This is a genomic window from Pandoraea pnomenusa (genome assembly GCF_000767615.3).
GTDB classification, from domain to species: Bacteria; Pseudomonadota; Gammaproteobacteria; order Burkholderiales; family Burkholderiaceae; genus Pandoraea; species Pandoraea pnomenusa.
Window position 1 is genome coordinate 4,838,920 of sequence record NZ_CP009553.3, and the last position, 23,330, is coordinate 4,862,249.

Here is a 23,330-nt window from a genome sequence, read left to right on the forward strand (position 1 = left end):
CTGCACTTCGGCATTTCAGCAAGGAGAGCAGCTATGAATCTGAAGATCAGTGGACATCATCTCGAACTCACGCCGTCGCTGCGCGAATTCGTCGTCAACAAGCTCGAACGCGTGTTGAGGCACTTCGATCAGCTCATCGGCGCCGAGGTGATCCTCTCTGTCGACAAGACCAAGGAGAAGACCGGGCGCCAGATCGCCAGCATCACGGTGTATCTCAAGGGTAAGGAGATTTTCGTCGAGAAGTGTGACGAGAATATGTACGCCGCCATCGACAAGCTGATCGATATGCTCGACCGCAAGGTAATGCAATACAAGGACAAGGTTCAGGATCACGGCCGCGAGGCACTCAAGCACCAGCAACCTCCAGAGGCGGAACCGCTGCAATAAGTCCATCCGGGAGAGGTCGTCGCATTGACCGACACTGACGCGAAGCCGCACGGAACCTCACGCGCGAACCCACGTCTGTCATAAGTCTGGCATCACCCACCGCGGGGCCGTTGAACGGCCCCTTTTGTATGGTCCCGACGAGTTCCGCGCGTTGGCGCGGGCGCAGCGACGGGTGGTCTATAATGCGAGGTCAATCGGGGGTTGGAGGGCGACTACGCGTTCGCCCGCATTACAAGATGAATCGTTTAGTCAAACTCTTACCTGCGTCCAACATCCTGCTTGGACTGTCCGTCACCAGCAAGAAGCGCGTCTTCGAGCAAGCCGGGCTGCTCTTCGAGAGCAATGCCGGGCTCACGCGCGCGCTTGTCACCGACAATCTGTTTGCGCGCGAGCGTCTGGGCTCGACCGGGCTGGGGGAAGGCGTGGCGATTCCGCACGGCCGGATCAAGGGTCTGAAACATCCGATGGCCGCCTTCGTGCGCCTGGCCGACCCGATTCCCTTCGAAGCGCCCGACGGCCAGCCCGTCTCCCTGCTGTTCTTCCTGCTGGTTCCGGAACAGGCGACCCAGCAACATCTCGAGATTCTGTCCGAAATTGCCCAGTTGCTCTCCGATCGCTCGATGCGCGAGACATTGACCACGGCGCCCGACGCCGAAGTCATTCACGCCGCGCTCGCGAACTGGCAGCCCTGAGCCCGCGGGGGCTCGCCGATTTCCGCCGATATTCACGGGTATCGCCGCAAAGACTGACGAATTCCGTAGCTCCCACACCCAACCGAACGAGGCGACGCGGTGGAACTGACCGGCATCAACGCGCAGAGCATATTCGACGACAACGCAGCCACGCTGCGCCTGTCGTGGCTGACCGGCCATGAGGGATGGGAGCGCGGTTTCACGCCTGAAAGCGTGGCTACCGCAACCTCCAGCGCGGACCTCGTGGGTCACCTGAACCTCATTCACCCGAACCGGATCCAGGTGCTTGGCGAGGCCGAACTGCGCTATTACCAGCGCCTGACCGACGAGAACCGCAAACGTCACATGGGCGAAGTCATCGCCCTGGAACCGCCGTTCCTGGTGGTCGCGGACGGCCTCGAAGCGCCGCCCGACCTGGTGCTGCGCTGCACCCGTTCCTCGACCCCGCTGTTCACCACACCGATGTCGACGGCAGCTGTCATCGACAGCCTGCGGCTGTACATTTCGCGCGTGTTCGCCCCGCGATGCACGATGCACGGCGTATTTATCGACATTCTGGGCATGGGGGTGCTGCTGACCGGCGACTCCGGCCTGGGCAAGAGCGAGCTCGGCCTGGAACTGATCAGCCGGGGTCACGGGCTGGTGGCCGACGATGCCGTCGATTTCGTACGTCTCGGCCCGGACTTCGTGGAAGGCCGCTGTCCGCCCTTGTTGCAGAACCTGCTCGAAGTGCGCGGTCTGGGCCTGCTCGACATCAAGACGATCTTCGGCGAAACGGCCGTGCGCCGGAAGATGAAGCTCAAGCTGATCGTGCAACTGGTGCGCCGCCCCGACGGCGAATTCCAGCGCCTGCCGCTCGAGGCGCAGACGGTCGACGTGCTGGGGCTGCCGATCAACAAGGTCATTCTGCAAGTGGCCGCCGGGCGAAACCTTGCCGTGCTCGTGGAAGCCGCCGTGCGCAACACGATTCTGCAATTGCGCGGCATCGATACGCTCAAGGACTTCATGGAGCGCCAGCGCCAGGCCATGCAGGACCCGGACGGGATGCAGGGCAAGCTTCTCTGAGCGGCGCGACGCGTCGTCGTCCCCTTTTTCCCCGGGTTTACCGCAATTTTTGCGATTTTCTGTCAACGCCGCGCGATTGCGGCGCGTTTTCTTTCATGTTGTAATCGCCACGCGGCCCATCCCCGTGCGTGTCGACCTTATGGAGAGACGATCATGAAGAAAGCACTTGCTGCATTGCTCCTGGTATCCCCGCTGCTCGCATCGCCCGTGTTTGCCCAGACGGCCGCGCCGGCCCCCGCGCCCAAGGCGTCCAACTCGCAACAAAGCAAGATGAGCGCCTGCAATGCCCAGGCCGGCGACAAGAAGGGCGATGAGCGCAAGGCGTTCATGAAGTCGTGCCTGTCGAACAAGCCGGCCCCGGCAGCCAAGCAGACGCAGCAGGAAAAGATGAAGGCGTGCAACGCCCAGGCCGGCGACAAGAAAGGCGACGAGCGCAAGGCGTTCATGAAGTCGTGCCTGTCGAACAAGCCGGCAGGCTGATCCGCCGAGATCCAGGACCCAGCGATTTCCGCCAGACGGCGCCCCTTGCGGCGCCGTTTTTGTTGAACTGGCGCGAATTCGCGCGACAAAGCGCGACGTGTGCGGAACATTATCGCGTTCCGCTGCTCGACACCCGTAAGACACAATCGCTTACCATGAGGGTTGTATCCGGGAAATGTCATGAAGATCGTATTGATTACTGGCGTTTCGGGCTCCGGCAAGTCGCTCGCGCTGAATGTCCTCGAAGACGCGGGCTACTACTGTGTCGACAATCTGCCGTCACGCTTCCTGCCTGAACTCGCCGAGTACCTCGAAACACAGAACTACACACGCCTGGCCGTTGCCATCGACGCGCGCAGCGGCGGCGCCCTCGCCGATCTTCCGCCGATCATCGGCGGGCTGCGCCGCTTCGGCCACGACGTGCGCGTACTGTTCCTGAACGCCAACACGCAAACGCTGGTGCAGCGCTATTCCGAGACGCGTCGCCGCCATCCACTGTCGGTGGGCGGGGACGATACCGTTTCGGCCAACGGCTCGCTCGTCGAGGCGATCGAGAAAGAGCGCGAAATGCTCAACAGCGTGACCGAACTCGGTCACCAGATCGACACGAGCAATTTGCGCGCAAGCGCCCTGCGCCGCTGGATTCGCGAATTCGTGCAGCACGATCACACCGGACTCACGCTGATGTTCGAGTCCTTTGGCTTCAAGCACGGCGTGCCGCTCGACGCCGACCTCGTGTTCGATGTCCGTTCGCTACCCAATCCGTATTACGACTCGCAATTGCGCCCGCTTACCGGCCGCGATCAGCCCGTGATCGACTTTCTCTCGGCGATTCCCGAAGTCGACGAGATGATCAACGATATCGGCAATTATCTGCAGAAGTGGCTCCCGAGCTACATGCGCGATAACCGCAGCTATCTGACGGTGGCCATCGGCTGCACCGGCGGCCAGCACCGCTCCGTGTTCATCGCCGAGACACTCGGCGAGCGCTTCCGCACCGAAGCGAGCGTGCTGGTGCGGCATCGCGAACTCACGCCTGGCGAGTCGGCCTGAGGGCCTGGCGATATTGTCGGGACGCGCAGGGATTCACGCAGGCAACCGTAGTTGGCCGTCGTCCTGCACGGTGAGCGAGAGCGCGTCGGCGATCTTGCGAATCGGCGACGGCAAGCCGGCGGCGGCCATGCCCGGCGCGTCGAGCCACGCGTGACGCGAACCGGCTGCCGACGCTGATGGCAGCGTCACGAGCCACGGCCGCAGGAATAGCTTGAAGTGCGTGAAAACGTGCGTCAGCCCCCGCAGCGGCACGATCGACGGCGCCACTTCCTGCGCGCCCAGGCCGTTCTCCGCGCCCTGGGCAAGTGTCACGGCAAGCGCCGTCAGGCGCGCGCGCAAGGCGGCATCGTCCGGTGCGCAGGCATCCGTCGGCGGCGTGAGTTCCGGCAGACTCCACAGTCCGCCCCAGATGCCGCTGTCCGGACGCCGCTCGAACAGCACGCGGTCGGCCGCACGAACGACGAGCACATCGACATAGCGCTGCGGCTGCGCCTTCTTCGGCTTGGCCGTCGGCAACGTGCGCTCGCGGCCCGTGGCGTGCGCCACGCAATCGCCGTCGAACGGACACTCTCCGCAACGCGGCTTGCCCCGCCCGCAAAGCGTCGCGCCGAGATCCATCATCCCCTGCGTATAGGCCGGCAGATCCCGTTGGGGCAGCAGCGACTCGGCCAGCGCCCACATCTCGCGCTCGATCTTCGGCGTGCCGGGAAATCCTTCGATGCCAAACACTCTTGCGAGCACGCGTTTGACGTTGCCATCGAGAATGGCCGCGTGCGCGTCATACGCAAACGCCGCGATGGCGGCGGCCGTCGAACGACCAATGCCCGGCAACGCGGCGAGGACCTGCGGATCGGACGGGAAGCGGGCCCCGTGCTCGGCCACCACGACCTGGGCGCAACGATGCAGATTGCGCGCCCGCGAGTAGTAGCCAAGCCCGCTCCACAGCGCCATGACGTCGTCCTGCGGCGCATTGGCCAATGCCGTCACGTCGGGAAAGCGTTCAAGAAATTTCGTGTAATACGGAATGACGGTGGCGACCTGCGTCTGCTGGAGCATGATCTCCGAGAGCCAGATGCGATAGGCGTCGCGGGTGTTCTGCCACGGCAGGTCGTGACGCCCGTGCTCGGCCTGCCACGCGATCAGGCGCTCGGCAAACGTGGCCGCCAGCGCGTCGGTGCCTGCGTTTTCGGGGGATTCTGTCATAAGCGATTCGGGGGGAATGTCGGATATCGTGCGTAGGGCGCCGCGCGCCGCGCGCTGCGCTATTTCTGGCAATGGGGGCAGAAGAACGTGGAGCGCTGCCCCTGCACGATCTGCCGGATCGGCGTGCCGCACACCCGGCACGGCAGGCCGGCGCGATCGTAGACGAAATATTCCTGCTGGAAATAGCCGCTTTTGCCGTCGCTGCCGACGAAGTCCCGCAAGGTACTGCCGCCCTTCTCGATGGCGGCGGCGAGCACTTCCTTGACGGCCGCGGCGAGTTTCCCGGCGCGCGGGCGCGTGAGCTTGCCCGCCGGCATGCGCGGATGAATGCGCGCGCGAAACAGGCTCTCCGAAGCGTAGATGTTGCCCACACCCACCACGATGCTGCCCGCGAGCAGCGCCTGCTTGATGGAGACCGTTCGCCCGCGCGTGCCGGCATGCAGCCAGGCGCCATCGAAAGCGTCGGTAAGCGGCTCGACTCCCAGACTGGCGAGCAGCGGGTGCAGAAGCACATCGCCCGAGGCGCGCGGATGAAACAGCACGGCGCCGAAGCGCCGGGGGTCGCGATAACGCAGTGCACAGTGCTCGAAGACCAGATCGATGTGGTCGTGCACGCCGGCCGCTGGCAATGCGTGCGGCTCGGGCATGACACGCAACGTCCCGGTCATGCCCAAATGCACGAGCAGCCATCCGGGCGCATATTCAAGCAGCAGGTACTTGCCGCGACGGGTCACGCCAATGAGCGTCTCGCCGCGCAGGCGTGCGTCCAGCCCGTCGGGTACCGGCCAGCGCAGCGAGGCGTTGCGCACGTCGATGCGTGCGACACGCGTGCCCGCCACATGCGGCGCGATACCGCGGCGGGTGACTTCGACTTCTGGGAGTTCAGGCATGCCTGCGAACGTTTGCTGAGGATTTAGACTCTATTGTATCGGGCGCGCTACAATCGCTCGAAACCTGCCGTGGATCCCTATGCCGAACACCCGATTCCAGTCCGATTCCGCCGTTGCCAACCCGGCGGCACCTGTGGTTTTGCGCCTGCGCGGCGCCCTGGCACGCGGGGCCTGGGCCGGCGCGGCGGCGCTTGGCGTGGGCTGCGCGAGCGCCGTCATGGCGTTCCTGCCGTCGACGAGCGCTTTCGCCCAGAGCGGCCCCGCCGCACAATCGGCGCCGAAAGCCCCTGCCGCACCGGCCGTCGCGCCGGGCAAGGCCAACGGCGCGGGCGCGGCCGGCGATGCCAGGACCGATGCCGACAGCGAGGACGTGCCGCCGAATGCGAGCGTGCCGCATGAAAAGCTCCCGAACGTCACGTTGACCAGCGAGATCGTCTTCGAAGTGATGGCCGCGGAGCTGAGCCTGCAGCAAGGCAACCTCGCGCCGGCCTTCAATACCTACATCGCCCTGGCCAATCGCACGAAGGACCCGCGCATGGCACGCCGCGCCGTGGAGATCGCGCTCGGCGCGCGCCAGCTTGGCGACGCACTCGTCGCGGCCCGGCTGTGGCACCAGCTCGATCCGACGTGGCGTCCGGGCACGCAGTTGCTCGCGAGCCTCGAGGTCGGCACCGGCCATCTCGCGGAAGCCGAGCCCCTGCTCGTCGACGAATTGAACAAGGTGCCCGAAGCACGCCGCGGCCAGGCCATTCTCGAACTCCAGCAGATGATCGCTCGCAGTCCGGAACGCGCCACGGGCATCGAGTCGCTCAAGCGCATGCTGGCCAACGACATGCAGCGCCCCGAGGCGCAACTCGCCATCGCCCGCTCGCAGCTCGACGCAGGCGACACCGCCGGCGCCCGCGCGTCGCTCGAAGCCGCCCTCAAGCTCAAGCCCGACTATGAAGCCGCCGCGCTGCTGTACGGTCAGATGGGCCCCGCCGAGCGCACCAGCGCGATCGCCGGACTGAAGGCCTTCCTCGATCGCAACCCCAACGCGAAAGAAGCGCGCTTCGCCTACGCCAAACTCCTGCTCGCGGACAACCAGCTCGACGCCGCGCAGAAGCAGTTCGAGACGCTGGAGAAGCGTTATCCGCATGAACTCTCGACGCTCATGGCGCTCGCGTTGCTCAATCTGCACGCCAAGCATCCGGAGATCGCCGAGCAATATCTGCAGAAGTACGCCAGCGAAGCCGAAGCGCAGAACACCGACGGCGCGCAAGCCTACATCTATCTGGCGCAGATCGCGCAGGATCGCAAGGACTACCCGGCCGCCGACAAATGGCTCTCGAAGATTCGCGAGGACAGCAACGCGTATCTGCCCGCGCAAATCGGACGCGCGCAATTGCTCGCCGACCAGGGCAGGGTCGACGAAGGCCGTGCGCTGCTGCACGGTATCAAGTCGAGCGACCCGCGTGAGCAGCTCGCGCTCAAGCGCGCCGAGTCGGATCTGCTCGTCAAGGCCAAGCGCTACGACGACGCCGAGAAGCTGCTGTCCGTCGAAGTGAAAAACCATCCGGACGACGCGGACCTGCTGTATCAGTACGGCATGGTGGCCGAACTCAACAAGCACTACGACGTCATGGAAAAGGCGATGCGCCGTGTCATGACGGCGCAACCGGATAACGCGCAGGCCTACAACGCGCTCGGCTACTCGCTCACGGAGCGCAATACGCGTCTGCCTGAAGCCCTCAAGCTGCTGCAGAAGGCATCGGCGCTCGCGCCCGAGGATCCGTACATCATGGACAGCCTGGGCTGGTTGAAGTATCGCCTCGGCGACAAGCAGCAGGCGCTCGAACTGCTGCGTCGCGCTTACGGCATTCAGGCGCAAGCGGAAATCGGCGCGCACCTCGGCGAGGTGCTGTGGGAAACGGGCCAGCAGGACGAAGCGCGCAAGACATGGCGTGAAGCGCTCAAGCTTGACGGCGACGACGACACGCTGCGCTCGACGATGAAGCGCTACAACGTGGCACCGTAATGGATCAGGTACGACGGATGCATGGTTTGACGAAGGGGTTGGTGCAAGACATGACGCGCGCGATCGCGCGGCCCCCGTCGCGCGACGGTCGTTCGTTTCGTGTCATGCGCGGCGCGGCACTGGCGCTGGCGTGCTCGGCCACCGTATTCGCGGCCGGCTGCGCCAGTCTCGCGCCGCCGGCCGCCGTCGAACAGGCGCCCGGAGCGAGTGTCGAGCACTATCGCGGCCGCTTCGCCGTGCGCTATGAGCAAAACGGCGAGACACGCAATACCTACGGCAACTTCGACTGGCAGCAAAATGGCGAGAACGCGACCGTCCAGTTGCTCGATCCGCTCGGGCAGACGCAGGCAATCGTGCGTGAAAGTCCGCGCAGCGCTTCGCTCGAATTGCCGGGCAAGGCGCCGCTGACGGGACCGCGCCTCGAAGACGTGATGCACGATGCGCTGGGATTCGCACTCCCGGTCGGCGGGCTGCGCTACTGGCTGCGCATGCGCAGCGCTCCCGGCTCGCAGGCAAGCATCGAAACCGATCCGCAGACGCAGCGCCCGTCGCATCTGAAGCAGGATGGATGGACGATCGACTATCAGGCGTTTTTCGACGGCACGCCGTTGCGGGTCAAACGTCTCGACCTCTCGCGCGATCTCGACGGCTCGCCGCTCGCCGTGCGTCTGGTGATCGACGAGTAAGCCTCCACATCCCCTCTGCTGCACGCGTTCCCCGCCTCGTTCGCGGCACGCGGCGCGCCCGCTCCCGAACGCCCTCGCTCGGGCGGTGCTATGCTTGGCACCGCCCGCGCCGGCATCTGGGACGCCGCACGGGCAACGTCCCCCCGTATCCGGCCGCCGGTGTCGTCTGTCGATGACCGCGGCATCCCATAAGTCTTCGTTCGCATTGCCATGTACGAAATCCTGCGTGACTGCCCCGCACCGGCCAAGCTCAATCTCTTCCTGCATATCGTGGGTCGCCGGCCGAACGGCTATCACGAACTGCAAACCGTCTTCCAACTGATCGACTGGGCGGACACACTGCATTTCGAGCGCCGCGGCGACGGACAGGTCGTGCACACGAATCCGCTGCCGGGCGTGCCGCCCGAGACCGACCTGACGGTGCGTGCCGCCCGTCTGCTCCAGGCGCATTGCGGCGTACGCTTCGGCGTGGACATCGGCATCGAGAAACGATTGCCGGCAGGCGGCGGCATCGGCGGCGGCAGTTCCGACGCGGCCACGACGCTGCTCGCGCTCAACCGCATGTGGCAGTTGAACCTGCCCCGCGAAACCCTTCAGACGCTTGCCCTCGAACTCGGTGCCGACGTGCCGTTTTTCGTCTTCGGTCGCAATGCATTTGCCGAGGGGCTCGGCGAGGTGTTGCGGGCCGTGGAATTGCCGCAACGACACTTCCTCGTGGTGAACCCGCGCGTACACGTCGCGACGGACAAAATATTTCGCGATCCCCTGTTGACAAGGGATACGAAGATCGTCACAATGGCGTTCTTTCTTGAGCACGCCAACAAAAACGTGTTCGAAACGGATGAAATCTTCCGTAACGACATGCAGGCGGCAGTCACTCGAGAATACGCGGAAGTCGCTGCTGTGATTGACTGGTTCAGAACCTTCACCCCGGCACGCATGACAGGATCCGGCGCCAGTGTGTTTGCAGTATTCGACACGAAGGCGGAAGCGGAAGACGCATGCAAGCGATTGCCAGAGCGCTGGATCGGCCAGGTGGCCACCAGTCTGGCCGAACATCCGATGTTCGCCTTCGCGTGAAAAGGTTTTACTTTGTTGCGTTTCCTACGGCGCAGCAAAGGCAACGGTTAGTGTAGGGGAGTCGCCAAGTTGGTTAAGGCACCGGATTTTGATTCCGGCATACGAGGGTTCGAGTCCTTCCTCCCCTGCCAATTTCTCTGTCGTGCAGTGTCAGCATCCATACGTCCCGCAGGTAGCCAGATGAGTAGTGATAACCTAATGGTATTCACCGGGAACGCCAATCCCGCCCTGGCCCAAGCGGTCGTCGACACCCTGGGAATCCCGCTTGGCAAGGCCATGGCGAGCCGATTCTCGGATGGTGAAATCCAGGTTGAAATTCAGGAAAACGTGCGCGGCAAGGACGTCTTCGTCCTGCAATCGACGTGCGCGCCGACCAACGACAACCTGATGGAACTGATGATCATGGTCGACGCGCTCAAGCGTGCTTCGGCCGGCCGCATCACCGCTGCCATTCCGTATTTCGGCTATGCCCGTCAGGATCGTCGCCCCCGCTCGGCGCGCGTGGCGATCTCGGCGAAGGTCGTGGCCAACATGCTGCAGATCGCGGGCGTCGAACGCATCATTACGATGGACCTGCACGCCGACCAGATTCAGGGCTTCTTCGATATCCCGGTCGACAACATTTACGCGTCGCCGTTGCTGCTGGCCGATGTGCGCGAGCAGAACCACGAAAACCTCCTCGTGGTTTCGCCGGACGTCGGCGGCGTGGTGCGCGCCCGCGCGCTGGCCAAGCAACTGCATTGCGATCTGGCCATCATCGACAAGCGTCGTCCGAAGGCCAACGTGGCCGAAGTGATGAACATCATCGGTGAAGTCGAAGGCCGCACCTGCGTCATCATGGACGACATGGTCGATACCGCCGGCACGCTTTGCAAGGCTGCCCAGGTGCTCAAGGAGCGCGGCGCGAAAAAGGTTTATGCGTACTGCACGCACCCGGTGCTTTCCGGTGGCGCAGCAGCCCGTATCAATGCCTCGGAACTCGACGAGGTCGTCGTGACGGACACGATTCCGCTGCGCGATGACTCGAAGGGTGGCAAGATTCGCCAGCTGAGCTGCGCCAATCTGCTTGCCGAGACGTTCTCGCGTATCCGTCGCGGCGACTCGGTGATGTCGCTGTTCGCGGAGTAAGCGTTCGGTAAAGTTTTGCGACGGCGCCTGTGTGGCGCCGTTGTTATGTCGGCAGGGAGCATCTCCCTGCCTTTGTCGTTCCTGAAGCTCGCTTTTTTGCGGGATATTCGGGAAGAAATCGCTGCCTGGTCGCGGGCAGTCCAAGGAGTTGTTATGAAAGTCGTCGCTTTTGAGCGTACTCAGCAAGGTACGGGTGCGAGCCGCCGCCTGCGCAATGCCGGTAAGACCACGGGCATCGTGTATGGTGGTAACGTCGATCCGAAACTGATCGAACTGGATCACAATGCACTGTGGCACGCCCTCCGCAAGGAAGCCTTCCACTCGTCGATCCTCGATCTGGAAGTGGCTGGCAAGTCCGAACAAGTGCTGCTGCGCGATGTGCAGTATCACCCGTTCAAGCAACTGGTCCTGCACGTGGATTTCCAACGTGTCGACCCGAACAAGCCGATCCACGTGAAGGTGCCCCTGCACTTCCTGGGTGCCGAGAACGCCCCGGCTGTGAAGCTGGCTTCGAACGTGATCAGCCACACCGTGAACGAACTCGACGTCAGCTGCCTGCCGGGCAAGCTGCCGGAATTCCTGGAAGTCGATCTGTCGACGCTGGAAGCCGGCAAGACCGTGCATGCGAAGGACGTCAAGCTGCCCGCCGGCGTGACGCTCACGCTGCACGTCGAGCAGGAAAACCCGGTGGTGGCGCAAGCCGTTCAACCGGCTGGCGCTGCTGCTGACGAAGCGGCCGCCCCGGCTGCCGAAGGCGAAACGCCGGCTGCCTAAGCCACGCGTGTTGGCCTTCAGCGGCGACGCTGGACGCAAGACCCGCCGCGACATCATGTCCGGCGGGTTTTTTTATGTCGGCGCGCACGCCGAATCGGCGCGCGCCAAGATCCTGACACCGAAATGATCAAGCTGATCGTAGGGCTCGGCAATCCGGGCGCCGAATATACAGCAACGCGTCACAACGCCGGCTTCTGGTTCGTCGACGCGCTGGCGCAGCAATGCGGTGCATCGCTGTCCAACCAGAAGAACTTCCATGGATTCGCCGCGCGCGCACGCATCGCCGGTCAGGAAGTGTGGCTGCTCGAGCCGCAGACCTTCATGAACCGATCCGGTCAATCGGTCGTCGCGCTCGCTCGCTTCTACAAGATCCTGCCTGACGAAATTCTCGTGGTACACGACGAACTCGATCTGCTGCCCGGCACCGTGAAGCTCAAGCGCGGCGGTGGCAGCGGCGGTCACAATGGTCTGAAGGACATCGCCGCGCACCTCACCACGCCGGAGTTCTGGCGCCTGCGCCTGGGGATCGGTCACCCCCGCACGCTTCAGCCCGCCGGCAGCCAGCAGCAAGTGGTGGACTTCGTACTCAAGCCGCCACGCAAGGAAGAACAGGCACAAATCGACGACGCCATGTCGCGCTCGCTCGACATCGTCGATCTGGTCGTCAAGGGCGACATGGAAAAGGCGATGATGCGGCTGCACGCCACGCCGCACGCCACGCCGGGAAAGTAGGCCGGAAACGAAAATGAGCGGCTCGCAGGCCGCTCATCTCATTGCCCGAGGTGCCGCCGCGCAACGCTCGGGCCGATCGCGACGAAGCCGCGTGTCTCGCCGGGCAGGACACGCGCGAGCCTCGCTCAGGCCGACTTGGCCTCTTGCAGATGGGTGTACTTCTCGAGCAACTGCTCGGGCGTCTCGACGTGCTCGGGATTGACCGGAATGCACTCCACCGGACACACCTGCACGCACTGCGGTTCGTCGAAGTGCCCCACACACTCGGTGCACTTGTTCGGATCGATCTCGTAAATCTCGACCCCCATCGAAATTGCGTCGTTCGGGCACTCCGGCTCACACACGTCGCAATTGATGCATTCATCGGTAATCATCAAGGCCATACGGCACCTCCAGCCGTATCGCCGCGCCGGATCACCCGGCGCGCACGATACTTATCCCTGCGACGCCTGGCCGCCGACTTTCGTCACCAGCCACTTCTCGACGGAGGGGAACACGAACTTGCTGACGTCGCCGCCCAGTTGCGCGATCTCGCGCACGATCGTGCCAGAGATGAACTGGTATTGATCGGACGGCGTCATGAACATCGTTTCCACATCGGGCAACAGGTAGCGGTTCATCCCCGCCATCTGGAACTCGTACTCGAAGTCCGACACGGCGCGCAGACCACGTACGATCACGCGCGCCTGATGCTTGCGCACAAAATCCTTGAGCAGCCCGGAAAACCCTTCGACGCTCACGTTCGGATAGTGGCCCAGCACCTCGCGCGCGATGTCGATGCGCTCTTCCAGCGTGAAGAACGGCTTCTTGTTCTTGCTGTCCGCCACGCCGACGACGAGCTTGTCGAAGATGCCCGCCGCGCGGCGAACCAGATCCTCGTGTCCTCGGGTAAGCGGGTCGAAAGTCCCCGGATAAATCGCCACTACCATGCCAACGTCTCCTCGCGGCTGGGGACCGGTGCTGCGTACTTTTTCATTGTGGTCTCTGGGTTTTCGGAATCGATTCAAGCAAATGATAATGCACCGCTCCGGCTTTCGCCCGGCGCACGCACGCAAGGCCAAGCGCGGCAAGCGCATCGTCTTCCAGCGCGATGTCGGATTCGGCGTAGATCACGCCGCCCGGCGCCAGCAGACGTGCCGCAGGCGCCAACAGATCATGCAGCCACCCGCTGGCAAATGGCGGGTCGAGAAACACCACGTCGAAAGCCCCGGGCGCCAGTGTGGTTATCAGGCGTCGCGCATCGGCCTGCACGACCTCGATCTGATCGGCGCCCAGCTTGGCCTGATTGGCGCGAAGCTGACGCACGGCCGGCGCGGCCTGCTCGATCATCAGCACCCGCACGGCGCCGCGCGATGCGGCCTCGAACCCGAGCGCCCCGCTGCCGGCGAACGCGTCCAGGCATTGCACGCCGCTCAGGTCCTGCCCGAGCCAATTGAAGAGCGTTTCCCGCACGCGGTCCGGTGTCGGCCGCAAGCCATCGCCAGGGGGCACCGGCAGCGGCGTGCGTTTCCATTGACCGCCGATGATGCGCACCTGTTGGGGAGCGCCGCGCGCGACATTGCCTGCGCCGGACTTCATGCCGCCCCCCGCCGCATTGCGTTGCCGGATGCGCCGATGCCGACGCCAGAAAGAGATCGCGCGCACCGCGGCGCACGCAGGGAATCCAAAATCATGACAATTCACGCTACATTGTTGAGGCGAAACATACCACATCGTCCGTGCCCCGGCCCCATCGGGGTCAAGTCGAACCCTGCAAGGCGCCCATCCCGGCCGGCCAGCGCGGCGCGAGCGCATGTCTCTCGTTCGCCACCGGGCCCCTGGATGCGCCTGCCGCCCAACAGGAGAGCGCCCGATCCACCATGACCGATGCCGCCATCGAGGTAGTTGAGCTATGCAAGGCCTATGAGGGCCGCCCCGTCGTCGATCACCTGTCGCTGCATGTGGCGCCGGGCGAGTGCTTCGGCCTGCTGGGCCCCAACGGGGCGGGCAAGACCACGACATTGCGCATGCTGCTCGGACTCGTCACGCCCGATGCCGGCAACATTCGCCTCGGCGGCCTGCCGGTGCCGCGTCTGGCGCCCGAAGCGCGGCGTCGCGTCGGCGTCGTTCCCCAGTTCGACAACCTGGACCCCGACTTCACCGTACGCGAAAACCTGGCGGTCTTCGGCCGCTATTTCGGACTCTCCCGCGCCGACATCCGCGAACGTGTGCCCGCCCTGCTCGCCTTCGCCCGTCTGGAATCGAAGGCCGATGCACGCGTGGGCCAGCTCTCGGGCGGCATGAAACGACGCCTCACGCTCGCGCGTGCGCTCGTCAACAATCCGGATCTGCTCATCCTCGACGAGCCCACGACGGGCCTCGATCCGCAGGCGCGACATCTGATCTGGGAACGCCTCAAATCGCTGATGAACGAGGGCAAGACCATTCTGCTCACCACGCACTTCATGGAGGAGGCGGAACGTCTTTGCCACCGCCTGTGCGTGATCGATGCCGGGCGCAAGATCGCGCAAGGCACGCCGCCTGAGCTGATCGCTCGCGAGATCGGCTGCGATGTCGTCGAAGTCTTCGGCGACGTGCCGCACTCGCTGCTCGCGCGACTGGCGCCTCTCGCGGAACGCATCGAGACTAGCGGCGAGACGCATTTCTGCTACGTGCGCGACGCGGCCCCGCTGGTCGGCGCCCTGCAGGACCCGCCCGGCGTGCGCTATCTGCACCGCCGCGCCAACCTCGAAGACGTCTTTCTCAAACTCACCGGGCGGGAGATGCGCGATGAGTGAACCCGACCGCCATGCCCCCGGCCCGCGTCACAACGCCGACACCGACGCCGGCGCGAACGCGCGTGCCAACACCCACGCCAACGTCACCGTCAACGCGCGCACAACGGAATCCGAACCGACGCGGGCCGCACGAATCGCGCACGGCCCGCATCCGGCGACACCTCCCGCATCGCCACGCTACCTGCCGGGCGCGTCGGCATGGACAGGTGTCTGGCGACGCAATTTCCTCGTATGGCGCAAGCTCGCCATCGCCTCGATGTTCGGCAATCTGGCCGATCCCATGATCTATCTGTTCGGACTCGGCTTCGGTCTCGGGATAATGGTCGGCGAGGTCGATGGCACGTCATACATCGCGTTTCTCGCCGCGGGCACGGTCGGGTCGAGCGTCATGTTTTCGGCAAGTTTCGAGTCGATGTATTCCGGCTTTTCGCGCATGCACGTGCAGCGTACGTGGGAGGCGCTCATGCACACACCGCTGACACTCGGCGACGTGGTCCTGGGCGAGGTCGTGTGGGCAGCCAGCAAAGCCGTGCTCTCGGGCGTTGCCATTCTGCTGGTGGCGAGCGTGCTCGGCTATGCGCGCCTTGACGCCCTGCCTGTGGTACTGCCCGCGGTTCTGCTCGCCGGTCTGGCATTCGCGAGTCTGGCGATGATCATGACGGCGCTCGCGCCGAGCTACGATTTCTTCATGTTCTACCAGACGCTGGTGATGACGCCGATGCTGTTGCTCTCCGGCGTGTTCTTCCCGTTGTCGCAATTGCCGGCGGCCGCCCGCCACGTGACCGAATGGCTGCCGCTCGCGCACGCCGTCGCTCTCATACGTCCGGCAATGCTCGGGCGCACCCTCGACCAGCCCTGCCTGCATGTCGGCGCGCTGCTCGTCTATGCGATCGCCGGGTTTGCCGTGGCCTTGATACTTCTGCGCCGCCGGGTTCTGCGCTGAAGTGCCACAAAAAAACGGCACCGGAATCGTTCCGGTGCCGTTATCGTTCCGCATTCCGACGTCATTCGCGCCGCAGCAAATCGCGGCGCGCCATGTGGGCCCCGCCTTACTCCGCCTTACCGTTGCCGACCGGCCGTGCCGCCCCCGGCGCCGCCGCGCCGGCGCTCGCCGCACCGAACACATCACGCGGCCCGACCACGACGGTCGCAAGCCGCTCCGGTTGCACATGACGCGCAAACGCGGCTTTCACCTGCGCGGCCGTCACCGCTTGCACCTTGCTCGTCCAGGTGTCGAGATAGTCCAGCGGCAGGTTGTAGAACCCGATGGCCGCCACATTCGCCAGCAGCTTGCGGTTGCTGTCGAGTCGCAGCGGGAACCCGTTGGTGAGATTGTCCCTGGCGGCCTGCATCTCCGCGTCGGTCGGTCCGTCCTGCACGAACGCCGCGAGCGTGTCGCGCACCACGCGCAGCGCCTGCTGCGCCTGCTCACGACGCGTTTGCAGGCTGATCTCGAAGGGCCCCTCCTGCAATTGCGGCGAAAAGCTGCTCGACACGCCATACGTCAGACCGCGCTTCTCGCGCACCTCGGCCGTGAGCCGCGAGACGAACCCGCCGCCACCGAGCACGTAGTTGCCCACGAGCAGGGGGAAGTAGTCCGGATCGCTGCGCGCCACGGACGCCTGCCCCGTCACGATATGCGCCTGCTCGGCCGGATGCGGCAGATCGATCTGCACGGCGCTGCGCAGCGGCGCGACAGCGGGCATTGCGGGCGGCGTCACGCCCGCCGGCATCGCATCGGTGAGCGACGCCACGAGCTTCTCCGCCTGCGCACGATCGATATCGCCCACGATCGTCACGACCGCCCGCTTGGGACTGTACATGTCACGATAGAAGCGCAGCAGATCCTCACGCTTGATGGCATTGACGCTCGCCACCGTGGGACTTACGCCGTAGGGATGGCTGCCGTAGATGGCATGGCGGAAGGCCTTCTCCGCAATCGCCTCCGGCTTCGTATCGGATTCGGCGATCGCCGAAGACAGTCGTGCCGCTTCGCGTTTGAGCACCGCGTCGGGGAATGTGGGATGCTGGAGGAACTGCGCCACCGTATTGACGGCCGCGTCCCGCTCGGCGGCCGACGACAGTGTGCGCATGGTCACGGTCGCGGCGTCGCGACCGGCGCTCGTCGCCTCCATCGCGCCGACGTCCGCGAAGCGATCGGCGATCTGTGCCTCGGTGAGGCCCGGACGGCCCGCCGCCGCGGCCGCGCCGGCATCGAGCAGGCCCGCGGTCAGCAGCGCCAGCCCGGACTTGCCCGGCGGATCGTAGCGGCTGCCGGCATCGAAGTCGATGTTCAGGTCGATCATCGGAATCGAGCGGCTCTCGACGAACATCACCTTCGCCCCCGACGGGGCGATCCAGCTCTGGATCGGCAGCGCCGCCTGTGCCGACAGCGGCGTGACTACCGCCACGGCGCCGGCGGCGACCGAGGCCATCAACCCCGAGCGCGCAGGCGCGCCAAACGCACGCAACAGTGCGGAAATCTTCATCATCGTGTGGCCCTCTCAGCGCATGTTCTTCAGGTCTTCCGCCCCTTGGGCGCGGCGCTTGCGTGTCGCTTCGTCGATCGGCTGCGGCACCAGCGTCGCCACCGTCAACGTTTCGTCACCGAAGTACTTGCCGGCCACCGCCTGCACCTGTTCGGGCGTGACGGCCTTCACCTTCTCGAGCATGCGATCGATCTGGCGCCAGGAGATACCCGACATTTCGTTCAGGCCGATCTCCATCGCCTGTCCGAAGACCGAGTCTCGCTTGTAGATCTGCCCGGCAATCACCTGCGCCTTCACGCGCTTGAGTTCGGCCTGCGTCACGCCGTGCGCGGCAATGTCGGCGACCTGTGCGCGCAACGCCTTCTCCATCTGCTCGGGCGTCTTGCCCTGAGCAGGCGTGCCGTCGAGGATGAAGAACTGCGGTCCGCGGCCGACGCCGTCGTAGCTGGCGCCGACGTCGTTCGCAATGCGCTGTTCGCGCACCAGCCGACTCGTCAGGCGCGCATTGCCATATCCGTCGAGCACGGCCGCGAGCACTTGCAGCGCATAGACGTTGTCATCCTTCTCGACATCGGTCAGACGCGGCGCCCGCCACGCGAGCATCACGTTCGGATTCTCCGCCGGCGCCTTCACGAAGACACGCCGCACGCCGAGTTGCGCCGGTTCGTTCTGCGGACGCCGGTCCGGCAGCGCGTGCGACTTGAGCGGCCCGTAATACTTCTCGGCGAGTTGCCTGACCTGTGCGGGGTCCACGTCGCCGCTCACGACCACCACGGCATTGTTCGGGGCGTACCAGCGCTCGTACCAGTCGCGCGCGTCCTGCACCGTCATATGCTCGAGATCGTCCATCCAGCCGACGATCGGACGGCGATAGGGGTTGGCGACGAGCGCGGTGGCCATCAACTGCTCGTAGAGCAAGGCGCGCGGCTGATCGTCCGTGCGCAGGCGACGCTCCTCCATGACAACCTGGATTTCCTTGGCGAACTCGTCCGCCGACAAGGTCAGGTTGGCCATCCGGTCGGCTTCCAGGCGCATCATCTCCGGCAGGCGCGACTTCTCCGTCTGCTCGAAATAGCCCGTGTAGTCCTTGCTGGTGAAGGCGTTCTCCCGGCCGCCGAGCGCGGCGACCTGACGAGAGAACTGGCCCGGCCCGACCGACTTGGTGCCCTTGAACATCATGTGCTCGAGCGCGTGGGCAACGCCGGTGGTGCCATTGAACTCGTCGAGCGAACCGGCGCGGTACCAGACCACGTGCGCCACCGTCGGCGCCCGGTGATCTTCGCGCACGATCAGCCGCAGGCCATTCGATAGCGTGAATTCCGATGTGTTGTCGGTCGTTTTGCTGCCCGTCGTGTCGGCCGCATGGCTCAGGCTCATCAAACCCGCCACGGTCAATCCGACCAAGGCGTGGCGCCAGCGCATGGTTACCGTCATGGATCCCCTTTCGCCCGTCGTGGACGTCGATTCGCGTCTGATAAAATACGTCGCATTTCCCGCGTCGGAAACAACGACCCGCCCATTGTAGGGGGTTTTGTGCCACGCGAATCGCAGGACAAATCACAGTCGCACGCCGCTTGCGCGTCCCCACGTCGAGTTCTTCACCCCATGTTCAGCTTCTTCAAGCGCTTCAAGTCGGGCGGCAACAAGGCCGCCGAGACGAGTCCCGCACCGACCGAATCTCCCGGATTGCCCGAGTCCGATGCGTCGCACGAGGCGGCCCGCCCCTCTGCCGCCTCCACAGCCCCCACCGCCCCCACCGCTCCCGCGGTGCCGCCGCAGGGCAACGACACCAGGACAGACATCGGCCCGGAGCCCGAAGCCCCGCCCGTGGGCGTGCCGCTCACGCCGAACGTGCCGAACGTGCCGAACGACGTACCGAATGTGTCGGCGGCGCCCTCGGGCGCTACCGCCCCGAGCACGCCGGCCAGCCCCACGGCGCCGCACGTCACCGACGCCCGCGTGAGCGAGCCCGTCCGTCATGCCCCGGCTGCCGAAAACGCGGCGGCGTCCGAGCCGGCGATGGCGAATGTCCCAACGTCCGACGCCTCCGAGACATCCGAATGGCCCGAATCGCCCGAATCGCCCGAATCACCCGAATCGCTCGCATCGTCTGAAGTGTCGGCATCGGCCGCGCCGGTCGTCGTGAAGGATGCCAGCGGCGAAGCCATCGGCGAGATCGTGTCCGCGCCGGCCCCCGCCCCGGCCGCCAAGCGCTCGTGGCTCACGCGGCTCAAGGCGGGCCTGTCGAAGACGAGCGCCGGCCTCACGGGCATCTTCGTCGGTGTGAAGGTCGACGAGAACCTGTTCGAGGAACTCGAGAGCGCACTTCTGATGAGCGACGCCGGCGTGGAAGCCACCACGTTCCTGCTCGATGCCCTGCGCAAAAAGGTCAAGGCCGAACGGCTGACCGACGGCGAACAGGTCAAGCGCGCATTGCACGACCTGCTCGTCGAACTGCTGCAACCGCTCGAGCAAAGCCTCGTGCTGGGCCGCGAAGCGCCGCTGGTCGTGATGATCGCGGGCGTGAACGGCGCGGGCAAGACGACCAGCATCGGCAAGCTTGCCAAGCACTTCCAGCACTACGGTCAGTCGGTTCTCCTTGCCGCCGGCGACACGTTCCGCGCGGCCGCCCGCGAGCAGCTCACGATCTGGGGCGAGCGCAACAACGTGGCGGTCGTCTCGCAGGAGAGCGGCGATCCGGCCGCCGTCGTGTTCGACGCGGTCAACGCCGCCCGCGCCCGCAAGATCGACATCGTGATGGCCGATACGGCCGGTCGCCTGCCCACGCAGCTGCATCTGATGGAAGAACTCAAGAAGATCAAGCGCGTGCTGGGCAAGGCCGCCGACGGCGCGCCGCACGAAGTGCTGCTCGTGATCGATGCCAATACCGGTCAAAACGCACTCGCGCAGGTCAAGGCGTTCGACGACGCCCTGCGGCTCACCGGCCTCATCGTGACCAAGCTCGACGGCACCGCCAAGGGCGGCATCCTCGCCGCGATCGCCCGCCAGCGTCCCGTGCCGGTGTACTTCATCGGCGTGGGCGAAAAGGTCGAGGACCTGCAACCGTTCTCGGCGCGAGAGTTCGCCGACGCCCTGCTCGGGTAAGACGCGCGAATCGCGCTGCCGAACGACGCCGCCCGCCGGCGTCAGACGAACCGACGGCCCGCCACGTCTCGTGTGCGGGCCGTTTGTCTCTCGGGGCAGCACAACCGACGGCCACCGACAGCGCCGCCGGTCAGCCCGTTACAACTGTTGCGCGACGAGTCCCGCGCATAGCCCCCACATCATCGTGCCCACGAGGCCGTCGAGTACCTGCCAGGCTCTTGCCCGCGAGAACAGCGGGGCGAGCAGACGCGCACCGTAGCCGAGCAGCGTGAACCACAGGACGGACGCCGTCATCGCTCCCGCCGCGAACCAGACATTGCCGGGCGCGGCCTCGCGCGCGCCAATGCCGCCAAGCAGGATCACTGTGTCGAGATAAACGTGCGGGTTGAGCACCGAGAGCATCAGCACGAGCACGAATGCGCGTTGCCAGGTCATGTCCTGCGTCGCCGCGCGGCTGCCATCCGCCTGCAGCGCGCCGGTGCCGCGAAACGCCGCGCGCCAGGCCCGCAGTCCATACCAGAAAAGGAAAGCGGCGCCGCCCCACGTCACGGCGGTCAGGAAACGCGGATATGCGTCGATGAGCCCGCCCATGCCCGCCACGCCTGCCGCGATCAGCACCATGTCGCAAACGGCGCACACGGCCACGACCAAGCCGACATGCCGCTTGAGGATGCCCTGGCGCAACACGAACGCGTTCTGCGCACCGATGGCAATGATGAGACTGGCGCCAAGGGCCATGCCCCGCCAGAAAGCCGGATCGAACATGCGGCGCTTACTCGGCGTCCGGTTGCGCTTCCGGGGCAGCGCGACGGAAGGCGTCGAGCGTCTGGCAGTGCGCGTCGATGGCGGCAATGCGCGGGAACGAAGCCATGTCCACCTTGAATCGATTGGCGTTGTAGACCTGCGGCACGAGACAGCAATCGGCCAGGGTCGGCGTGTCGCCGAAGACGAATTTTCCGGGCGAGCGCTGGGCCGCCAGACGCGCTTCGAGCGCCGTGAAGCCCTCCACGACCCAGTGGACGTACCACGCGTTCTTCTGCTCCTCGCTCACCCCCAGGTCGTGCTTGAGATAGCGCAACACGCGCAGGTTGTCGATCGGATGAATGTCGGCCGCGATGTCGAGCGCCAGCGCCCGCACCTGCGCCCGCGCGACCGGATCGGCCGGCAGCAGCGCCGGCGTCGGATGCACGTCCTCCAGATATTCGATGATGGCCAACGATTGATGAATGTTGACCTCGCCGTCGACGAACGTCGGCACCAGCCCGTTGACGTTCAACGCACGGTACGCCGGTTTGAGTTGCTCGCCGCCATCGCGCACCAGATGCACCGGCACGATCTCGTAATCGAGCCCCTTCAGATTCAGGGCGATCCGCACGCGATACGCGGCGGAACTGCGGAAATAGCTGTACAGCGTGGACATGGCAAGACCTCGGAGGGGAATGGGGGAAAGGCGACGGCCGCCAGCAACTGTGTGCGTGCGCCGCGCCCGAACCCGAAATGGTACTTCAAGCACTGGCACCGGGCACCCCCAAGTGCGTATCATGAGCGGACAATCTCCCTCCGGAGCGTGCCTCGTCGCCCCGGTCTGCCCAGTACGACACAACACCGAAGTGCCATGACCGCCGCCGCCCCACTCGCTCCCTTCGCCTGCGCGCCGCTGCTCAAGACCATCGCCCGGGGCGCCAAGGGCGCGCGCGCGCTCACCGCCAACGAGACGCGAGAACTCTTCGACGCCATTCTCGCCGGACGTGTGGCCCCGGCGGAGCTGGGCGGCGTGCTGATCGCGTACCGCATCAAGGGCGAGACACCGGTCGAGTTGCGCGCCATGCTCGACGCCGCTCACGCCACCTTCACCCCGCTCGTCGCCCCCGCCGACGCGCCGCCGCCCGTTCTGCTGCCGAGCTACAACGGCGCGCGCAAGCAGCCCAACCTGACGCCGCTGCTTGCGCTGCTGCTCGCCCGCGACGGCATTCCGGTGCTGGTGCACGGTCAGCATCACAGCGGCGCGAATCGTGTTGGCACCCAGGCCATCTTTGCTGAGTTGGGGCACGCCCCGTGCGGCTCGGCGACGGACGCGCAAGCGGCGCTGCGCGACCGACGTGTCGCATACCTGCCAATCGCGGCGCTGTCGCCCGCGCTGGAGCGTTTGCTGGAGATGCGGGCCGTGCTCGGCGTGCGCAATTCAGGGCACACGGTGGTGAAGTTGCTGCAGCCGTTCGCCGGTCCGGCGCTGCGCCTGGTGAACTACACCCATCCCGAGTATCGTGAAACGCTCGGCGAACTGTTCTCCGATCCGGCGAATAGCCCCGCTCCCGGCGTGCTGCTCGCGCGCGGCACGGAAGGCGAGCCGGTCGCCGATGCCCGTCGTCAGGCGGCCATCGAGGGCTTTAGCGACGGCGTGCCTACGTTGTGGCAGGCCGCCGAAGAAGGCGCCATCGGCACACCGCCGGCGCTCCCTGCCGCGGACGCCCGCGCGACCGCCCGGTGGATCGAAGCGGTGCTGGCGGGTGACGTTCCGATTCCCGCGCCCATCGCCCGGCAGGTCGCGGTGATCCGTCTGGCGTTGCGGCTCGACACGCCCGGGTCGCGGACCTGAGCGACCACGTACACGCGCTTCGGGGGCGCCCGCACCCGCTCGGGCATGTCTCCCTGATGCACCCGGCTACCGCCATCCCCCACCGGATACGTCGGATATGCCGGCATTGGCCATCATTTGAGCGCAATTCGATGCATTGCGCCCGATAAACGCAACAATCGCTTGCAGCCAAACAC

Annotated in this window: 24 protein-coding genes and 1 tRNA gene; 16 read left to right on the forward strand and 9 right to left on the reverse strand. The window is 65.4% G+C overall.

What is annotated here, in order from left to right:
* Positions 1-33: 33 nt before the first annotated feature.
* The 5 genes from hpf (at position 34) to rapZ (ending at position 3,677) form a co-directional block, all read left to right on the forward strand.
* Complete coding sequence (gene hpf, locus LV28_RS45635) at positions 34-387, forward strand: ribosome hibernation-promoting factor, HPF/YfiA family (RefSeq protein ID WP_023597762.1); 354 nt, start codon at positions 34-36, stop codon at positions 385-387.
* 236 nt (positions 388-623) lie between these two features.
* Positions 624-1,079, forward strand: a complete 456-nt coding sequence (gene ptsN / locus LV28_RS45640) for a PTS IIA-like nitrogen regulatory protein PtsN (RefSeq protein WP_023597763.1) — start codon at positions 624-626, stop codon at positions 1,077-1,079.
* Between the two features lie 99 nt (positions 1,080-1,178).
* Positions 1,179-2,144 (forward strand): HPr(Ser) kinase/phosphatase, encoded by a 966-nt coding sequence (gene hprK / locus LV28_RS45645; protein WP_023597764.1) that lies wholly within the window; start codon positions 1,179-1,181, stop codon positions 2,142-2,144.
* A 153-nt stretch (positions 2,145-2,297) separates the two neighbouring features.
* The gene (locus LV28_RS45650) at positions 2,298-2,624 is read left to right on the forward strand and encodes a PsiF family protein (protein WP_023597765.1); all 327 of its coding nucleotides are present in this window, start codon (positions 2,298-2,300) and stop codon (positions 2,622-2,624) included.
* Positions 2,625-2,804: 180 nt separating this feature from the next.
* Entirely contained in the window at positions 2,805-3,677 is an 873-nt protein-coding gene (gene rapZ, locus LV28_RS45655) for an RNase adapter RapZ (protein ID WP_023872989.1), read from the forward strand.
* Between the two features lie 33 nt (positions 3,678-3,710).
* On the opposite strand, the gene mutY is transcribed toward rapZ, so the two are convergent.
* Positions 3,711-4,880: an A/G-specific adenine glycosylase gene (mutY, locus tag LV28_RS45660; RefSeq protein WP_038619640.1), complete on the reverse strand. Its 1,170-nt coding sequence runs from the start codon at positions 4,878-4,880 to the stop codon at positions 3,711-3,713.
* 59 nt (positions 4,881-4,939) lie between these two features.
* Complete coding sequence (gene mutM / locus LV28_RS45665) at positions 4,940-5,770, reverse strand: bifunctional DNA-formamidopyrimidine glycosylase/DNA-(apurinic or apyrimidinic site) lyase (protein ID WP_023597768.1); 831 nt, start codon at positions 5,768-5,770, stop codon at positions 4,940-4,942.
* Between the two features lie 79 nt (positions 5,771-5,849).
* Between mutM and LV28_RS45670 the strand changes: the two genes are divergently transcribed.
* From LV28_RS45670 to pth, 7 genes are all read left to right on the forward strand, one after another.
* A complete protein-coding gene (locus LV28_RS45670; RefSeq protein WP_025249902.1) occupies positions 5,850-7,787 on the forward strand; it encodes a tetratricopeptide repeat protein in 1,938 nt (645 codons plus the stop codon).
* A gap of 50 nt (positions 7,788-7,837) precedes the next feature.
* Entirely contained in the window at positions 7,838-8,473 is a 636-nt protein-coding gene (locus tag LV28_RS45675) for an outer membrane lipoprotein LolB (RefSeq protein ID WP_048806814.1), read from the forward strand.
* Between the two features lie 210 nt (positions 8,474-8,683).
* Positions 8,684-9,553: a 4-(cytidine 5'-diphospho)-2-C-methyl-D-erythritol kinase gene (gene ispE, locus LV28_RS45680; protein ID WP_023597771.1), complete on the forward strand. Its 870-nt coding sequence runs from the start codon at positions 8,684-8,686 to the stop codon at positions 9,551-9,553.
* A 54-nt stretch (positions 9,554-9,607) separates the two neighbouring features.
* Positions 9,608-9,684 (forward strand) — tRNA-Gln (locus LV28_RS45685).
* A gap of 49 nt (positions 9,685-9,733) precedes the next feature.
* The gene (locus LV28_RS45690) at positions 9,734-10,681 is read left to right on the forward strand and encodes a ribose-phosphate pyrophosphokinase (protein WP_025249903.1); all 948 of its coding nucleotides are present in this window, start codon (positions 9,734-9,736) and stop codon (positions 10,679-10,681) included.
* A gap of 153 nt (positions 10,682-10,834) precedes the next feature.
* Positions 10,835-11,455 (forward strand): 50S ribosomal protein L25/general stress protein Ctc, encoded by a 621-nt coding sequence (locus LV28_RS45695; RefSeq protein ID WP_023597773.1) that lies wholly within the window; start codon positions 10,835-10,837, stop codon positions 11,453-11,455.
* 123 nt (positions 11,456-11,578) lie between these two features.
* Positions 11,579-12,187, forward strand: a complete 609-nt coding sequence (gene pth, locus LV28_RS45700; protein ID WP_023597775.1) for an aminoacyl-tRNA hydrolase — start codon at positions 11,579-11,581, stop codon at positions 12,185-12,187.
* A 125-nt stretch (positions 12,188-12,312) separates the two neighbouring features.
* Here the strand turns inward: pth and LV28_RS45705 are convergent, their stop codons facing one another.
* From LV28_RS45705 to rsmD, 3 genes are read right to left on the reverse strand one after another with little or no spacing between them, the layout of a single operon-like run.
* On the reverse strand, positions 12,313-12,570 hold the full coding sequence (locus LV28_RS45705; RefSeq protein ID WP_023872982.1) for a YfhL family 4Fe-4S dicluster ferredoxin: 258 nt from the start codon (positions 12,568-12,570) through the stop codon (positions 12,313-12,315).
* 51 nt (positions 12,571-12,621) lie between these two features.
* Complete coding sequence (gene coaD / locus LV28_RS45710) at positions 12,622-13,116, reverse strand: pantetheine-phosphate adenylyltransferase (protein WP_023597777.1); 495 nt, start codon at positions 13,114-13,116, stop codon at positions 12,622-12,624.
* A gap of 43 nt (positions 13,117-13,159) precedes the next feature.
* A complete protein-coding gene (rsmD, locus tag LV28_RS45715; protein ID WP_038619636.1) occupies positions 13,160-13,765 on the reverse strand; it encodes a 16S rRNA (guanine(966)-N(2))-methyltransferase RsmD in 606 nt (201 codons plus the stop codon).
* Positions 13,766-14,046: 281 nt separating this feature from the next.
* Between rsmD and nodI the strand changes: the two genes are divergently transcribed.
* Together nodI and LV28_RS45725 are read left to right on the forward strand one after the other, a co-directional pair.
* Positions 14,047-14,964: a nodulation factor ABC transporter ATP-binding protein NodI gene (gene nodI, locus LV28_RS45720; protein WP_038619633.1), complete on the forward strand. Its 918-nt coding sequence runs from the start codon at positions 14,047-14,049 to the stop codon at positions 14,962-14,964.
* A complete protein-coding gene (locus LV28_RS45725; RefSeq protein ID WP_255315203.1) occupies positions 14,957-15,907 on the forward strand; it encodes an ABC transporter permease in 951 nt (316 codons plus the stop codon). Before nodI ends, LV28_RS45725 begins: the two co-directional genes overlap by 8 nt.
* A 106-nt stretch (positions 15,908-16,013) precedes the next feature.
* Here LV28_RS45725 and LV28_RS45730 read toward each other — a convergent pair whose 3' ends face one another.
* Together LV28_RS45730 and LV28_RS45735 are read right to left on the reverse strand one after the other, a co-directional pair.
* Complete coding sequence (locus LV28_RS45730; RefSeq protein ID WP_048806510.1) at positions 16,014-17,456, reverse strand: M16 family metallopeptidase; 1,443 nt, start codon at positions 17,454-17,456, stop codon at positions 16,014-16,016.
* A 12-nt stretch (positions 17,457-17,468) separates the two neighbouring features.
* Positions 17,469-18,830, reverse strand: a complete 1,362-nt coding sequence (locus LV28_RS45735; RefSeq protein WP_255315231.1) for a M16 family metallopeptidase — start codon at positions 18,828-18,830, stop codon at positions 17,469-17,471.
* Positions 18,831-19,472: 642 nt separating this feature from the next.
* On the opposite strand from LV28_RS45735, the gene ftsY reads away from it, so the two are divergent.
* Complete coding sequence (ftsY, locus tag LV28_RS45740; RefSeq protein WP_371328149.1) at positions 19,473-20,558, forward strand: signal recognition particle-docking protein FtsY; 1,086 nt, start codon at positions 19,473-19,475, stop codon at positions 20,556-20,558.
* Between the two features lie 138 nt (positions 20,559-20,696).
* On the opposite strand, the gene LV28_RS45745 is transcribed toward ftsY, so the two are convergent.
* Complete coding sequence (locus LV28_RS45745; protein WP_023872974.1) at positions 20,697-21,323, reverse strand: LysE/ArgO family amino acid transporter; 627 nt, start codon at positions 21,321-21,323, stop codon at positions 20,697-20,699.
* Positions 21,324-21,330: 7 nt separating this feature from the next.
* Entirely contained in the window at positions 21,331-21,978 is a 648-nt protein-coding gene (maiA, locus tag LV28_RS45750; RefSeq protein WP_023597785.1) for a maleylacetoacetate isomerase, read from the reverse strand.
* A gap of 195 nt (positions 21,979-22,173) precedes the next feature.
* On the opposite strand from maiA, the gene ybiB reads away from it, so the two are divergent.
* Positions 22,174-23,154: a DNA-binding protein YbiB gene (ybiB, locus tag LV28_RS45755; protein WP_038619624.1), complete on the forward strand. Its 981-nt coding sequence runs from the start codon at positions 22,174-22,176 to the stop codon at positions 23,152-23,154.
* The last annotated feature ends 176 nt before the right edge of the window (positions 23,155-23,330 follow it).